This is a genomic window from Lyngbya aestuarii BL J (genome assembly GCF_000478195.2).
Classification (GTDB): domain Bacteria; phylum Cyanobacteriota; class Cyanobacteriia; order Cyanobacteriales; family Microcoleaceae; genus Capilliphycus; species Capilliphycus aestuarii.
Window position 1 is genome coordinate 23,271 of record NZ_AUZM01000031.1, and the last position, 17,598, is coordinate 40,868.

The 17,598-nt window shown below is 48.1% G+C and carries 7 protein-coding genes; 6 read left to right on the forward strand and 1 reads right to left on the reverse strand.

From position 1 onward, the window contains the following. Positions 1 to 105: 105 nt before the first annotated feature. Together M595_RS14395 and M595_RS14400 are read left to right on the forward strand one after the other, a co-directional pair. Positions 106 to 603, forward strand: a complete 498-nt coding sequence (locus tag M595_RS14395) for a hypothetical protein (RefSeq protein WP_023067056.1) — start codon at positions 106 to 108, stop codon at positions 601 to 603. Next, on the forward strand, positions 600 to 1,175 hold the full coding sequence (locus tag M595_RS14400; RefSeq protein WP_023067029.1) for a 3-methyl-L-tyrosine peroxygenase-related protein: 576 nt from the start codon (positions 600 to 602) through the stop codon (positions 1,173 to 1,175). Before M595_RS14395 ends, M595_RS14400 begins: the two co-directional genes overlap by 4 nt. Positions 1,176 to 1,328: 153 nt before the next feature. On the opposite strand, the gene M595_RS31190 is transcribed toward M595_RS14400, so the two are convergent. Next, entirely contained in the window at positions 1,329 to 1,496 is a 168-nt protein-coding gene (locus M595_RS31190) for a hypothetical protein (protein WP_023067022.1), read from the reverse strand. A 365-nt stretch (positions 1,497 to 1,861) separates the two neighbouring features. On the opposite strand from M595_RS31190, the gene M595_RS31195 reads away from it, so the two are divergent. The 4 genes from M595_RS31195 (at position 1,862) to M595_RS14420 (ending at position 17,358) form a co-directional block, all read left to right on the forward strand. Further along, complete coding sequence (locus M595_RS31195) at positions 1,862 to 10,486, forward strand: cadherin-like domain-containing protein (RefSeq protein WP_023067030.1); 8,625 nt, start codon at positions 1,862 to 1,864, stop codon at positions 10,484 to 10,486. A 214-nt stretch (positions 10,487 to 10,700) separates the two neighbouring features. Next, complete coding sequence (locus M595_RS14410; protein WP_023067037.1) at positions 10,701 to 11,954, forward strand: hypothetical protein; 1,254 nt, start codon at positions 10,701 to 10,703, stop codon at positions 11,952 to 11,954. A 712-nt stretch (positions 11,955 to 12,666) separates the two neighbouring features. Next, on the forward strand, positions 12,667 to 12,966 hold the full coding sequence (locus tag M595_RS14415) for a hypothetical protein (protein WP_040484122.1): 300 nt from the start codon (positions 12,667 to 12,669) through the stop codon (positions 12,964 to 12,966). Positions 12,967 to 13,341: 375 nt separating this feature from the next. Beyond that, positions 13,342 to 17,358: a pre-peptidase C-terminal domain-containing protein gene (locus M595_RS14420; RefSeq protein WP_023067041.1), complete on the forward strand. Its 4,017-nt coding sequence runs from the start codon at positions 13,342 to 13,344 to the stop codon at positions 17,356 to 17,358. The last annotated feature ends 240 nt before the right edge of the window (positions 17,359 to 17,598 follow it).

The following is a 17,598-nucleotide window of genomic DNA, read 5'->3' on the forward strand; positions in this document are numbered from 1 at the left end:
CGAAGAGAGGTTTAAAGAAACCTCTTTTCTTTTCACTGAGAGGGGCGGGATATTTTTGAGCAAACTAATTAATATTGACGTTCCTTTGAATGTCTTTCCTCAAATATGAGTGAAACAAATCCCACCCCTCAGCTTGATTTACTTGTTCCTTGGGATTTACTCACAGAACACCCCTTAAACGAAGCCGAACGAGTTAAAATTACCCAAGCTTTAAACTGTTTTCTAACCGCCCTGAAACAAACTCGCCTAGAAACCGCATTGAGTCTCACCCATGAAACTTTAGAAACCTTAGAACCTGTGGAGAGTTCTCCCGCTAAACTATCCACAACAAAAGCATCGCTAAAAACCTGGGAAGTCGAAGATTATGATCGCTATTTTCAAGTGAACCACGTTCAAACCCAACAACCCGCTTTCTGTTTGCTAAAAAGTGTTATTGTTGCGAGTCAACAATTTTTAATTCTGTGTTTGAACAGTCAGAATCAACCCGATTCCAACTTCCCCAAATTAGACTCAAATCAAATTGAACAACAGAAACAAGGATTTATCAGTTACGCTCACTTATTAGCAAGACTTTTTGATGTTTACCTAGAGGATAACCCATGACTCAACAAAATTCCCATCAAATTTGGAAAGGATTTCACTGGTCATTTTTCGTGAATATCCAAGGTTTAATTATTTGCCTGAGTCGGTTTGAAAAACATCTCACTTCTGGCAATCTTTCCCAAGCACAAATCGAACTAAAAACCGCCACAGATTTAATGTTAGCATCCGGCGCCGCCATGTCTCTGGCGGGAAGTTTTAGTCGGGATGAATATGAAGAATATATCCGCCCAACAATGGCACCGCCTCACGTTAAATCTGCGGATTTTAGTGGATTAATGTCTTGGGATCACGCTTGGTTAATGCAAATTTGGAAGCGTTTGCGCCCCCTTTTTCAACAGCTACCCACCCCATTACAACCCGAACATAAACGCTTTGTTCAAGCCTATTTTGAACTCGCAACCGCACACAAAGCCGTCTGTGAAAAGTTTGGCGGAGAAGAAACCGGAAGCTTGCGTTTTGATCGCGGAAATGCCCTCAAAACTCTCGATAAATTTGCCCGCAGTCGTTCACAACAGCTTGATCCTGCCCATCGGACTCAAGGATGTCCCTTTCATCAGAACAAATCTATTTGAACCCTCCCCTAAATTACGGGTGACTGTAACAAGGGTGATAAGCTTTACAGAAGCTTTACAAAACTCGGCCAAAATGCCGCCCCAACTTTACAAAACCCCCTAGACTTCCCTAAAAACAACCCCTTATGATCACCTCGTTCTTGAAATTAATTCTCAAATATTTGAGAACTGAACACATAGCTGAGGATTTGTACCTTGACGGGTAACACCCAGAAGCATCCAATCACTAAAATGAATTAATACATCTAAAACCTCAAGTTCTCTCGGTTTAATCTCTAAAAAATCATTATTGATATGGTGAAAATTTTGATAAGTTTTCATCTCGTTTTTCCTATTTTATTCTCTTAAAAAGTCGAATAAACATCCCAGCAAAAATAGTTTAGACGAGAGTTGGGATAAGTATTTCAAATCAAAAAATTTGCTAAAAATAAAATCTTTTCAAAATCCCTTGTTTAAATGCTTGTCAAGATGTTATAAACAGTTCTAGGCTTTATTACTTGACAGTTATTGTCAAAAGGAGAGGTTAAACCTCAATCCCATTGGGGTTCCTCATTCCCTCTGTTTTGATCGCAGAACAGGGATACAGAAAACAGACTGGGGCATTTTTCCCAATTTGGCTCACAAAAAAACCCAGAACGTCACTTCTGGGCTGTCATGTCAAAATTTACCTTCGCAAAGGTCATATAATGGACAATTTTATTCGATTTTTAGGCGATCGCACAACTGTTGCTCGTCGAGTCAAAGCAGCTAATATACTTGTTGCGATTGATTCTGGAGTAAGTAATGCTTCTTGGTTAACCAGCCAAGTACAACCGAACGCAGAAGTATTGCTGCTAGACCCCAATCTAGACGGCGTTGAGCAAATTACCGCAGCTTTAGAGCGTTCCCCGGCTATCAACAGCCTGCACATCGTCTCCCACGGCGAACCGGGCTGTTTATTTTTAGGTCAAACGCCATTAAGTCTCAATACCCTCAGCCAATACCAAGAACAGCTGAAAAATTGGTCAAAATATCTACAAGGCAACTCCCTAGTTTTATACGGTTGCCAAGTAGCTTTTGGCGTCGGGCGTAATTTCTTACAAACCTTGCATCAGCTCACAGGAGCTAATATTACCGCCTCAGAACAACGGGTCGGAAACCCCAACTTAGGGGGAACTTGGAACCTCAACATCCGCATTGGAGAGTTCCGAGGTTCAGTACAGGAAAAATTAGCCTTTCTACCTTCTGTTACCGAAACCTATGCGGGGGTATTCGTTCCGAGTGTGGGTTTAACCTCAACTCCGACAACCCTCGTAGAAGAAGAAGCAACGGTACTCACCCTGACCTTTGACCTGAGTGAACCCCCACCAGAAGAAGGAGTTGACGTCACCGTTACCAGTCCCATTGTTAATGCTATAGCCGAGTTGGATGTATTTGCAGCCCAATATAGCGGCGCCCGCATTGTTGGGGTAAGCGACGATACCAACGGTTTTACCCTTCGCATCACCGAACAAACCGCAAGCATTAGCCTACCCGTATTTGATGACAGTGAGGATGAAGGTTCCGAGAGCTTTACCTACACCATCCAACCGGGCGAAGGTTATGAAGTATCTCCCTCAGCGAGTTCAGCAACATTTGTAATTGAAGATAGCGACGAACCGGAACCCGAACCGGAACCCGAACCGGAACCCGAACCGGAACCCGAACCCGAACCCGAACCGGAACCCGAACCGGAACCCGAACCGGAACCCGAACCGGAACCCGAACCGGAACCCGAACCGGAAAATACAGCCCCAGTCGCCGACAATGACGACTATAGTACAGGTTTTGAATCTCCCCTGTTCGTGGATGCAGATTTGGGCGTTCTCGACGGGGATAGCGACGCCGACGGAGATGCGTTAACCGCCAGCTTGGAAAGTCCGCCCGAAAACGGCAGCCTAGAATTCAACGCCGACGGTTCCTTCAGCTACACACCCGACGAAGGGTTTAGCGGAGAAGACAGCTTCACTTATACGGCTAGCGATGGCGAAGACAGTTCCAACGTGGCCACCGTTACGGTTGATGTGGACGCACCTCCCGAACCGGAAAATACAGCCCCAGTCGCCGATAATGACAGCTACAGCACAGGTTTTGAATCTCCCCTGTTCGTTGATGCAGATTTAGGGGTTCTCGACGGGGACACCGACGCCGACGGAGATGCGTTAACCGCCAGCATAGAGAGTCAACCCGCCAACGGCAGCCTAGAACTCGACTCCGACGGTTCCTTCACCTACACACCCGACGAAGGGTTTAGCGGAGAAGACAGCTTCACTTATACGGCTAGCGATGGCGAAGACAGTTCCAACGTGGCCACCGTTACGGTTGATGTGGATGCACCCCCCGAACCGGAACCCGAACCGGAACCCGAACCCGAGCCGGAACCCGAACCGGAACCCCTACAAATCGGTATCACTGCCAGCCCAACCGCACTCGTAGAAGAAGAAGGCACGGTGACAACGCTGACGCTTAACCTCAGTGAAGCCCCACCAGAAGGCGGCATCAACGTCACCATCGACAGCGATATTCCCGATTCACTGGCAGAATTCGATGTCGGTGCGGTCAACCTGAGCGGCGCCCAACTGGTCGGTGTTAATGCCGACTCCAGCGGCGTCATCCTGAACGTGACCGAGCAAGTTGCCACCATAGAGCTACCCGTCTTTGACGACGACCTCGATGAGGGCATCGAAGAGATCACCTACGGCTTACAGGCCAGCGATGATTTTGAGATCGATGACAGTGCCAGTTCGGTGACGCTGTCAATAGACGATAATGACCAAGACGAACCCCCCGCCAATACCGCTCCCGTTGCCGAAGAAGACAGCTACACGACCCCGGCCGATACCCCGCTTACCGTTTCTGCGAGCGAAGGCCTACTCAGCAACGATAGCGATGCCGATGGCGACCCGTTGGTGGCAACCTTTGTCGGCACCCCGAACAACGGCAGCGTTGAATTGGACGAAGACGGCTCCTTCACCTATACCCCCTCGGCGGGTTTCGTGGGAACCGATAGCTTTACCTATCAGGCGAGTGACGGTGAGGAAAACTCCGAGGTCACAACCGTCTCCATTGACGTGGATGCACCCCCCTCGCCGGAACCGGAACCGGAACCCGAACCGGAACCCGAACCGTCCGAACCCGTTGTCAGCTTTAGCACAACTCCAGAGTTAATCAGCGAAGCAGAAGGCACGGACCTGGTGATGAACTTCAGCGTCGAAGGTGAGATTCCTGAAGGGGGGATCACGGTCAAGCTCGAAGGCGATGCACCCCGCATTATGGAGGAATTCGTCGCCTCGCAAACCCGCTTCAATGAAAATCTAGAACCCATCTACCGTTTCGATCGCGGATTGGTGGAAAATAACGTTATGGGTGGAGAACTCGAACTATTTTCCCTCGAAGATGGCGATCCGAGCGAAACGGCTTCCAACGAGGCGGCGGCGGGAGACGATTTCCTCAGCGATTTCTTCTTCACCATTACCGAACCCACAGCCAGTATTACCTTCCCCGTTTTCGATGACTCGATCGAAGAAGCCGACGAGACATTCACCTACACTCTTGTTGGCGGAGAAGGGTACGAGGTGGACGATGATGCCAATTCCGGCAGCTTTACCGTGACCGACGGTGTACCCAGTGGGGTCGGCCCGACAGTTAGCGTAACAGCAGCACCAACAACCCTGTTAGAGTCCGAACAAACTGCGATAACAGTTACATTTACCCTAGATGAACCGCCGCCCCCCGAAGGCGTTTTGGTTTACCTCGATGGCGCTATACCCCGAGCGATCGCCGAGTTTGATGTCAACGCCTCCAACCCCCGCGATCCAGAAGACGAGATCACCATTGAAGGGCCGGTCGTAACAGGCGGAAACATTGCCGGAACCAACGAAACCGTCAGTGCGGTGCTATTCCGGGTAACAGAACAAACCGCAACCCTGACAGTTCCCGTTTTTGAAGACGATGTAGCAGAAGGACTCGAAACCTTTACCTACACCCTAGAAAACGGTGAAACCTACGAAGTCAATCCCGAAGCGAGCGAATTTACCGTAACCATTGATGACACCGAGGTTGGCGAACCCCCCGAACCCACAGAACCGGTTGTCAGCTTTGAAGCCATCCCCACCACCATTTCCGAAGAAGCCGAGGGTGCAGTAACTTGGAAATGGACAGTCGAAGGCGAATTCCCCTCTGAAGGAATTGTGATCAACTTCGATACCCTCGGTGAAAACGATGTGATCAAATTCACCGAACAATTTTCCGCAGACCGAGAAGTAGAGTTTATCAACTCCGAAATTGTAAATTACGACGAACAAACAGGCCGACTCGAAATTCTGCTGTCTGCCCCCGAAGCCTCCTTCGTGATGCCCATTCTCAACGACATCATCGAAGAAGGAACCCAACCGTTTGACTTCCAACTCTCGCCAGGAGAGGGATACACCGTTAACCCGGAGAAAAACTCCACCTTATTAACCATTACTGACGATAATGGCGGCCCCGGCGTTGGCCCAACCGTTGGTATCTCTGCGAGTGCAACTGACTTAGTTGAAGGCGACGAACTCACCGTTAATTTCACCGTTGATGGAGAGATTCCCGAAGAAGGAACAACCATTTTAGTAGAAAGTTCGGTTTCTGGAGCTTTGGGTCAGTTCGATCTGGCGGATTTAAGCGCTCTAGAACTGAATGGAATTGCAGGCTTACCGGAAGTCGCAGATGCAAGCGGTAGCAGTTTCTTTGTTACTATTACCGAACCGAATGCCTCCATTACCACCTCAGTCTTTGATGATATCGTTGCCGAAGAAGTGCAAAACATCCCCTTCAGCATCGTCAACGGGGAAGAATACGAAGTAGACCCCGATGCCAGTTCCATCGATCTCACCATTGCCGATCAACCCAGTGAAACAGGCCCCGTTGTCAGCATTTCTACCAGTGAAACCGAACTCACCGAAGGCGATGAATTCACCATTAACTTTAGCGTCGAGGGAGAAATTCCCCCGGAAGGTGTAGAAGTGTTGGTTGACGGAACGGGATTCAGAACCTTAAGCGAATTCGATGTTTTTGGTATTGACCCCGCAACCGATATCAAAGGAACCAATGGCGAATTCCCCCGACCCGCCGATGGGGATAGCGGTTTCTTCCTCACCCTCACCGAACCGGAAGCGTCAATTACCCTGTCCGTGTTTGAAGATGGCGCCGATGAAGACGAAGCCGAGGAAGTGTTTACCTACAGCCTTGCAGATGGGGAAGCTTACGAAGTTAATCCCGACGCGAGCGAATTTACTATCAGTATCGAAGATAGCGAAGGTACACCCCCTCCGCCTCCGTCAGAAGGCCCGGTTGTTTCATTGCAAACCCTGACCGGCACCTTTAACGGCGATCGCACTGAACTCCGCGATACCATCTTAACGCCGGAATTGGTGGAATCTTTAGGCGAACAAGCCGGCGCCTCTTTATTGGTACTGGGCTTACAAACCGAAGGAGAAATTCCCTCTGAAGGCTTAGAAGTTACCATCAACAGCGATATCGCCTTAACGGACTACTTCAGCAACTTAGGACGTCCTCCTCTGACCATTGGCGGTGAAGTCTTAGAAGCCGTTTACGACCCCGAAACAGGGGAAGCCTCCGGTATTCGTCTGCGAGTCAACAGTCCAACTGCGTTTATCGCGCTTAACGTTCAGGACTTAGAAGAAGCCGAAACCGACGGCCCGGAAGATGCAACATTCTCCTTAGAAGCGGGAGAAGGCTACAGCGTTAGTAGCGAGATGGGATCTTCGACTGTCACCTTCTACGACAGTCTGGAAACCGCACCCGAACCGGAAACCTCACCCCAAGTTAGCTTAACCGTTAGCGAAACCGCATTAGTTGAGTCAGAAGGAAACACCACCACCCTCACCTTTAACGTTGACGGCGATATTCCCTCTGACGGCGTTTTAGTTTACGTTAATAGCAACACAGGCGGCGCGTTGGGAGAATTTGATGTTTTCAACGCTGAAGTCTCAGGCGGTGCGGTACCGTTTGCCAACTTCTCAGCCAGCGGCTTCTACTTCAAAGTCCTTGAAGATGGCGCGTCCATCACTTTACCCGCTTTCGATGAAACGACCAACCCGGAAATCACCGAAGGCGTTGTCGAAGGTGTACAAGCCTTTAGCTTTGAATTGGTCGAAAGTCCCGGTTACACTATCGATCCCGAAGCGGGTGGATTTGATCTGACCATCGCCGATAACCCAGATTCTCAGATTCAAGTTTCCTATTCTATCGAACCTGCAACACTGGTTGAATCAGAAAGCACCGTCGGCGTTCATAGCTTTAGCCTCAGTTCGCCTCCCCCTGAAGAAGGCGTTACCATATCCGTTAGCGCTCCGATGTTGTCAGAATTTGACTTGGATAGCATCGAAGTCATGGGCGGAGAAATTGTCAGCGTTAATGAAGGTTTAGACGGGTTTGAGTTCAAACTAACCTCACAAACCGCAACCATTAACCTCCCCGTTGCAGAAGACGGCGAAAGCGAAGGGTTAGAAGAAGCCACCTTCACCGTTGAACCCGGAGACGGCTATCAAGTCAACCCCGAAGCCGGTACCGCAACCTTCAGCTTAGTGGATAGCGCTGATGATATTCCCGCACCACCTGTAGAAGTCAGCGAACCCAACGATACCATCGAACTGGCGACTGAAATCGGTTTGAGTGCGGCCAACCCGGAAGTTTCCTTCACCAGCACAATAGATTACGACAATAGCAACCGCTACGAAACCGAAGACGGCCGGCTCTACGTTGACTTTACTGAAGATGTAGACTTCTACAAAATCGATCTCGAAGCGGGTGATACGGTGCGGTTGGATACCGACGCTCAACAGTTCGATCCAGATACGGTCGATACTGTGGTTCGGGTTTTTGATGCCGATGGCAATCAAGTCGCTCAGGTGGATGACGCGGCCGCACCAGAGGAAGCCTTTGCAGATGTTGGCTTTGATTCCTATCTGGAATTCACCCCCGAAACTTCTGGGACTTACTATTTCGGCATCAGCAGTTGGCCGAATGCTCCCTTCGACTATTATGAAGTAGGTGTGCAGAACCGTCCCTACGATCCGAATATCCCAGGGAGCGGTACGGGAGAGAGCTTTGGTGAATATACGGTAAATCTGACGTTAAACCAGCCGATTGTTCCGGAGGCAACAGAGATCCCATCCGGCACCGGAGAAGGGCCGACAGTCTCGTTGAGGGCAACGCCTGGAACTTACCGACGAGATGAGCAGGAGCGGGATACTCTCGAAGCCAATGCCCTGGTTCAGTATCTTGAACCCGATTCTGGAGCATCCATATTGTCCCTAGCCTTAGAAGTAGAGGGCGAGATTCCAGAAGAAGGGATTGAAGTTTATCTCACCAGCGATGCCGACTTAGCCAGCATTTTCAGCACAGGATCGCCCTTTTCTCAAGGGGGCGCTGAAGTCCTGGGGGGTGTGTATGACGAAGCAGGAACATTGGTCGGGTTGCGGACGAAACTCACCAGCAATTCTTCCTTGATTAACCTTACCCTTGATAATCCAGAAGTTGCGCCAACCGACGGTTCTGAAACGATTACCTTTAACCTTGAACCGAGTGCAGGCTATAGCGTCGGTGCAGAAGATAGTTTTTCAACCGTCATCTATGACACCTTAGATGATATTCCCGATCCGGGGAATGTTCCCACAGTAAGTATAGACGTCAGTGAAACGGCTCTGGTGGAATCCGAGGGGAACCTGACAACAGTGACCTTCTCTCTGGACAGTCCTCCTCCCGAAGAAGGAGTTGTTATTGGTGTCGATAGCGGAATTCGGTCAGCATTGGGTGAATTTGATGTGTTCAATGCCGAGATTGTTGGCGGTGAATTCCCATCACCTAACTTCCAAGCTAGCGGTTTCTTCTTCCAGATGACGGAGCAAACTGCCACAATTACGCTGTCCGCCTTTGATGAAACCACTAATCCCCAAATTTCGCCAGAGGACGCTCTAGAAGGCATTGAAGAATTCACGTTTACAATCCAGCCCGGGGTAGGTTATGCGATCGCTCCTGATGCCAACGATATCACACTCACAATTGCGGACAACCCTGATTCAGTGGTTATCGATCCTGACGATGGAGATGATGATGGGGATGAAGGCGATGAAAATCCAGAACAAGAACTCAATGATACGATCACAACGGCGATTGACACCGGATTGAGTCCCTCCAACCAGACATTCTCTTTCCAAGCCGCGATTGATTCCGAGTATGTCGTGGTGTCGGAAGATCCTGAAGTTTATCAGGCTGATTTGATTGACCCCTCCGAAGATGTGGATATGTACAGCTTCGACCTGGCAGCCGGAGATAGCATCAGTGTTGATGTGGACTCCATTGAGTACGCACTCGAAGGCTTTGATGTACCGCAACGGTTGGATTCTCAGTTGCGACTGTTTGACGCCGAAGGGAACGAGTTGGCTAACGCAAATAATGCTGCGGCACCCGATGAAATTTTCACGGCTAACCGCGATGCCTATTTAGAATTTACCGCATCTGAAACGGGTACTTACTTTGTGGGTGTCAGCCAGTTGGGTAATACCGTTTACGATCCGTTTGAAGCCGGTACCGGTAGCGGTCGCGTCTTCCCCGACTTCGGTATCAATATCGGCGAATACGATATCGCCTTTGACCTGGTACCGGGTGATGGTGGCGGTACACCCGTTGATATTATTGGCACCGATGACGCCGAAACTTTGCTTGGCGATGAGGCTGATAATACCATCGATGCGTTGGGCGGTGATGACCTCGTTGCTGGCGGTTTGGGCGATGATACCGTGTTTGGCGGTTCGGGTGATGATGTCCTGCGCGGCGATGCTAATAGCCGTTCTCCGGGCGGTTCTGGTGGGGATGACGTTATCTCTGGCGGCGCTGGTAACGATCGCATTGGCGGTAAGGCGGGTAATGACCTCCTCAGCGGTGACGAAGGGGATGATGAAATCTTCGGCGATGCGGGTGATGACACTATTATGGGTGTTACCGGTAACGATACGCTCACTGGTGATAACTTCTCCGGTGGAAGTGGTTCGGATCTGTTTGTCTTCGGAAGTGGGGATGGAACGGATACAATTACTGATTTTGATGTTACTGAAGACTTCATTGGTTTGGTCGAAGGTGAACTTACTTTTGCAGACATTCAAATTATTGAAATTGATGGAAATGCTGCAATTGAAGTGATTGAATCTGGGGAAACTTTAGCGGTTCTTGAAGGTGTGGGTTCTGATGAACTGACCGAAGAATTGTTTGTGGTTACTCCTGATGTAACATTCGGTTAATTAAACGGCATTTGCCCCGACGAGTTGTATTTTTGAGTCTGGACGGTCTTGCAAACGGGCGAGACCGTCCTTTTAACTTTTGAAAATCTGGCCGTTCACTTTTCGGTTGATTTTTTGACCAAAATTTCGGAAATATTTTTTAGATTTCGGTTGGGAATTGGTTCTAAAATGCTGGGGGTAAGTAGGGTTCAATCTGGGTAAAAATAATTCAAATATGGTACAAGTTAGTTTCTCAACCTCAACAACCTTTGAGGGCGATCCGAATGCTTTGGTTGAAAATCAACGGACGGCGCTGACGGTTCGTTTTGACCTCGATGAACCCGCACCTGCGGGAGGACTGAAAGTTTACGTTGATAGCGAGGTCGAACAAATTGTTAATCGCTTGGATTTAACCGGGTTTGAATTTCGTCCGATCGCAGAAAATATCGATCCATCTTCAATTGATACCAACTCCGATAGTTCCGGCTTTTTTCTAACGGTAGATGTTGGGGCAACGGCGGGAAGCTTTACAATTAATGTACTCGACAACCTCGAACCGGACAGAGCTTTGCCAGAAATCCTCGATGGCTTGGTCGAATCCGAGTTTTCGCTGGTCACGACCGATGGGGTGACTTCCGAAGATGCGGAGTTTACGGGCGATCTCGGCGACTACACGGTTGACCCCGATGCGGCTTCTTCTACGGTGTTATTTGCCGATAATGAAAGTCAGCTACCCGTCTCCCCTCCTCCCCTCAATCCGGGCTATGATGAAGCGGTGAGTGGTGATGTTTCTGACGACCCCACCAACCCGTTAGAACTGCCCTTATCGGAAGGAATAACCCCTCTATCGGTAACCACAGGTGATAGAGATCAAGAATACGTTACCGTCACCATTCCTGAAGGTTTTCAACTTGACACATTGGTACTCGAATCCTTTTCCGAGAGCAATGTTGCTTTTATCGGGGTGCAAGAGGGCGATACCTTTACCGAACCCCTGAATGATTCTGCGGTGAGAGGAAACCTCCTGGGCTACGCTTTGTTTGGCGAACCCCGACAGGTGGGGACAGATATCCTCGATAACATTGCACGGGGATGGGCGGCGATGGGTTTCGAGGGCGCATTACCCGGCGGAGTCTACACGTTTGCACTCCAACAAATCGGAATCTCCAGCGACTACACTTTGGCTTTCAATGTTTCTGAATCCACTGATGAATCCGCACCCGAACCCGCCGGTGATTTCCTCACGGGGGATAATTTCTTGGGCGGAAGAGATACCGATACCGTTACCGACTTTGACCCGACGGAAGAGGTGATTGGTTTGCTCGAAGGAGAACTCGGCTTTGATGATATTGAAGCCATCGAAATTGAGGGAGAGGCGGCTATTAATGCGATGGTCGCAGAGGAAACTTTAGGCGTTTTTGAGGGAATTGAAACCCCAGAAATTGCGGAGGAATTATTCATCGCCGCGCCGGATATTGCACTGGGTTAATCAAGGGCAAAACGCCTGGAAAATCGGCATTTTAAAGGTAAAAAATTTTTCAACTCGTCGCACAGACTTCAGGTTTATTCCAGTCGGGTCACATCGGATTGACATGGTATCGGAACAATGGGGTTGATCTTGCTCAAGATTGAACCCAAACCGATCGCCCACAAAAAAATACCCCGTCCCTTTGAGGTCTTCTCAAAGGGTTTTGGGGCGAATAAAATTGCTATTTTTTTTCAGAACTTATACTTTCTGATTTGACTTTCCCTAACTCACCACACCTTTAATTAAAGTCTCGAAAACCTCCGCATTTTCCCCGATGAAGTAACCGAATCTTACTCATTTTTCGGGAGTTTAGAGCCGTCTATCCTCAAGATTCGAGTTGGGTTGACATCAATTTCAGAATTTTAAATTGAGATTAAATTTCATTAGTGGCTGGAGTCGGGATAGAATTATCGATCATTTCAGGTTTCTACAGACGAGGGGAATGGCTCCGAGTCAAAACCTCTTAATTTTCAGTTCGGTTGGAACGCTTCGTGGGTGCGCCGTGGATCTACAATTTCTCAAGAGATCGGCTTAGAGACTTCAGGCGACTTCCTCGGGAGTAAGGTCTCCATTGAGAAGATCGGCGTCGAAATTCAAAGATTTTCCAAAAACTCCTTTGAAATGCGGGGTCAAGATGGTATAAACGTCTCTAGGTTCAATTAGCTGACATTAAATGTTAAGATGCTCGGGGAATCTCTACGGTATTGGGGTTTTTCCGCCGTCTCTACTGTCACCGGAAATTGCGGGTGCAGAAAACCGATTGGGAATTTTTCCCGAATTCGGTTCACAAAAAACCCAGAACGTCACTTCTGGGCAATCATGTCAAAATCTAATGCGCGTAGAGGTCATATCGATGAATAATTTTATTCGATTTTTAGGCGATGCCGTGCGAGAAGCGATTGTTGTGGTATGCGATAGGCAAACATCTCGGTTGCGATCGACTCGAAAATTGCCAAGCTCTCAAAAAAGCTGAAAGCCTGTTTTCGTCTACTTCTGACTTTTGACTTTTGACTTTTGACTTGCGCGTAACGCCATAACTATCCCATCCCGTTGGGGGGTAGCGGTCTGAATTTACGAGTATACTTGATCAGTTGGTCGCCCGATTTTGGAGAATTAAACAATGAATTAATTATTAACTAAATCGGAGTCAAATCCTTAAATATATCGACGATTTCCGAATTTTTTAGGGGGCAAATTCGGCGGTTTATTCTGCTAAAAATTAAGGAAATAAATTTTTATAAAAACTATTGAGAATTAATCTTAATACTGCTAAAGTAATCCCATTCGATTTGACCGAATGATTCCCCATCTCAATGGGCGAAAAAAGATCACAGGAGATTCAACATTTATGGTGCAAGTTAGCTTCTCGACCTCTACAACGTTTGAGGGCGAGTTTAATGCTTTGATTGAAGACCAAGATACCTCGCTAACCGTTAACTTTGACCTAGATGAACCCGCACCCGAGGGCGGATTGAAAGTTTTTGTCGATAGCGATGTCGAACAGATTGTCAGTCGTTTGGATTTACCGGGGTTTGCTTTTAACCCCGTTGCCGAAAATATTAATCCGTCTTTGTTGGGAACGAGTTTCGATAATTCGGGCTTTTATTTGACCATTGACGAGGGGGCGACGAGTGGTAGTTTTACCATTAATGTATTTGATAATTCTGAACCCGATACGTTCTTACCCGAAACCTTCGATGGGCTGGTCGAAGCTAACTTTTCCTTGGTGGCGACGGGCGAAGTTGAACCCGAAGATTTGGGCGATGTGGGAACGTTAGGGGATTATACTATTAACCCCGATGCGGCAACTTCAACGGTATTATTTGCCGATGAGGAAAGTCAACTTACCCCCTCACCGCCCTCACCGCCCTCACCGCCAATGTCAGGGTTGCCTTTAGTTAGTTTAAATACGGGGCCAGATTACTTAGTAGAAGCAGAAGGAACAGTTTCGGCTCATGTATTTAATATTACCGGGGGAACAATACCCTCTGAGGGGTTAGTTGTTTCTGTAAATGCGCCGAATTTAAGCGAATTTGATTTGGAAGCAATTAATGTCTCAGAAGGCGGAGAAATTGTTGCAGTTCGCGAAGATGACTTTGATATTCGCCTAACAGATTTTACCGTTCTCGTTGACTTACCTATTTCAGCAGACGGAGAAACCGAAGGGTTAGAAACAACCAGCTTTACCTTAGAAGCGGGTGATGGATATGAGGTCAATTCTGACTTTAGCAGTGGTGAATTTAGTTTAGTTGATACTGCATCGGAAATTCCTGCTGACGCACTTAACCAGCGCGATGATATTATTCCCCTTGCGGTTGAAACCGGACTGAGTGCCGATAATCCCACTTTTACAGCAACAACCTCCATTGCGTTTGATATTGGTAATCGCTATCTCAATGAAGACGGAACGTTTACCTACGTTGATATGACGGAGGATGTCGATCTTTATTCCTTCGAGTTGTCAGCAGGGGATGTTATTACCGCTGATGTCGATTCCAACCAACGGGGCGAACCTCCCGCCGCCGTTTCCGAATTTGAGCCAAATCCCGTCACCAGTGTTTTTGCTGGTCTGCGAATCTTTGATTCGGAGGGAGAGGAGTTATTATCAAGCTGGATCGGTCAAGGCCCCGGAGAACTGTTTACCAGTTATGACGGCTATGTGGAGTTCCTCGCGCCAGAAGATGGAACGTATTATTTTGGGATAAGCGGTCAAAATGGTGGCAATAACGAATTCCGACGGGAGACGTTCGGAATTGAAACCGAGAAATACGATCCTTTTGTTCCGGGGAGCGGAGATAACGACGGTTATCCTGAGTTTGACTTTCCCGGACATGGAGAGTATGACCTGACCATTAGTTTGAATCCAGAAATTGTCTTGGAATTGCCCCAATTTGCTACCGATGGTGTTGGTGGGGGGAATCCTAACAGTTATGACGAACCCGAACCCGGTGAACCCGTCGTTTCTCTCAACTATGCAACTGGGACTTTTGATATTGACACAGATGACTTGGTTAGCCCCTATCTCAGCGAAGGGCTGCCGAGTACCAATTCCGCCCTCATTCTTACCTTTAGTGTCGAAGGGGAAATTCCAGAGGAAGGAATTGTGGTCGATGTAAATAGCGACAACTACCTGCGACAATACATTGCCGCCCGAAGTTTTCAATCTCCACCTTTTTCTCCTGGTTCGCAGCTAGAACAGTTTATTTACGATGAGACGGGACGGGAGACGGGGTTTGAGTTAAGAATTTTTGAACCCTACACCTTCATTGGTCTTAGCACTCAAAGTCCGGGGTGGGCCGATCTGATCGAACCCGATGTGGATGAACCCGAAAATGTCACCTGGTTTATCGAACCTGGGGAAGATTATGCCGTCGCTCCCGATGCGGCTGAAATTGTGGCGACTTACTACGAACCTGGGGAAACCCCCGAACCGTCGGTGATTCCAGAACTCGGAATGACCATCAGCGAAACGGAGTTAATTGAGTCCGAGCAAACTGCCACCACCTTAACCTTTACCCTCAGCGAACCGCCACCCGAAGAAGGGGTTTTAGTACAAGTTGATGGCAGTGGCCCTGGTATTCTCCAACAGTTTGATATCTTTAATATCGAGATTGACGGGGGCGTTTTTCCCTCCCCCACCGAAGTTTTCACGGGTTTTCTGTACAAAATTACCGAACAAGAGGCAACGATTACCCTGCCCGCGTTTGAAGATCCCTTTGACGAAGGGCTGCAAGGCTTTAGCTTTTCCCTGGCAGATGCAGCCCACTACACCGTTGACCCAGATGCGGGTGAAGTGGCTTACACCATTGCTGACACGCCAGACTCCGTAGTTCAAGTTAGCTTGAGTAGCGATGGGGAAACTTTGGTCGAGTCAGAAAATCCGACAGGCGTACTCACCTTTAACCTCACGGCAGAACCCCCAGAAGACGGTATCACTGTGACGGTTGATGCGCCCAACCTCTCGGAGTTTGATGTCGAGGCATTAACCGCAACGGGAGGCGAAATTACCGAGATTACCAATTCGGGTTTCTCCCTCAATATTACCGATGCCACCGCTACGGTTGAATTACCCGTACTCGCAGATGGCGAATCAGAAGGATCAGAAACGGCAACCTTTGCTTTAGTAGACAGTACGGATTCTACAATTAATCCGGACACCAACGAGGCAACGCTGACGCTGGTTGACAATCCAGACCAAGTTCCTCTTACAGCAGAGCTTGATGCCAATGATACCATCGAGCAGGCTCTCGATATTAATCTCAGTTCAGCCAACCCCAATGCTACGATCCGGGGAGGTCTTTTCTCCACTGAACCCGAACAACCAGGTATTGGATTAGGGGGATTTTTCCCTCTGTTCAATGACCCCAGCGAAGACGTAGATTTCTACTCCTTTGAACTCAATGCTGGAGATACGGTCGAGATTGATGTTGATGCCGTTGGTGCATTGAACTTGTCCCTGTATGAAGGCGTTGACTTACGCTTAGACTCCGAACTACGGTTGTTTGACGGCTTAGGTAACGAGTTAGCCAGCGTTAATAATGCAGCAGCGCCTGGTGAAGAATTTAGCCGCGACCCTTACCTTGAATTTACCGCAGAAGAAGCGGGAACCTATTATGTTGGGGTCAGCCAGTTAGGAAACAATAATTACGACCCCGATGTTGCGGGAAGCGGTAGCGGTTGGATTTTCCCAGAAATTGGCGTTTATGTTGGGGAATACGACCTCAACGTTAGTTTAAATTCGGCTAATGTTGCAGACATAATCGGAACCGATGGGGCTGATGAATTAGTCGGAACTGATACTAACGAATCAATTAATGCTTTGGCGGGTGACGACTTGGTAGCCGGACTTTTGGGCGATGATACCGTCTTTGGTGGCGATGGGGATGATACCCTGCGGGGCGATGCAAATAGCCGTTCTCCTGGCGGTTCTGTTGGCGGTGATGATGTTATTTCTGGTGGCGCTGGCAATGATCAAATTGGTGGTAAAGCGGGTAATGACCTCCTCAGTGGCGATGCTGGCGACGATGAAATTTGGGGTGATGCAGGTAATGACACTATTATGGGCGTTACCGGAAATGATACTCTCACGGGCGATGATTTCTCTGGCGGAAGTGGTTCCGATTTGTTTGTCTTTGGTAATGGGGATGGAACCGATACAATTACCGATTTTGATGTTACCGAAGATTTGATCGGTTTGGTCGAAGGTGAATTAATGTTTGAGGATATTGCGATCGCCGATAGTGATATGGGCGCGATGATTAGCGTGATAGAAACGGGAGAAACGTTGGCAATTCTCTCTGGTGTTGATTCCGATGAATTAACCTCAGAATTGTTCACAATTACGCCCGATGTAACATTCGGTTAATTAATCGTGAAAGTAGAGATGTACCGAACGGGTATGTCTCTACATCAATAATCAAAAATCATTTGATTACCCAAAGGGGTTCAATGATGTATTGAAATTTTTAAAACTTCGAGATTAAGTATTAATATTTTTTCGTTTTTCAAATTTTAAATTATTGAAATTTGGTAGATTAATCTTGCTTAAAATTAGGTGTTTTTTTCGAGAAAAACTATTGAGAATTAATCTAAATAATGCTAAAGT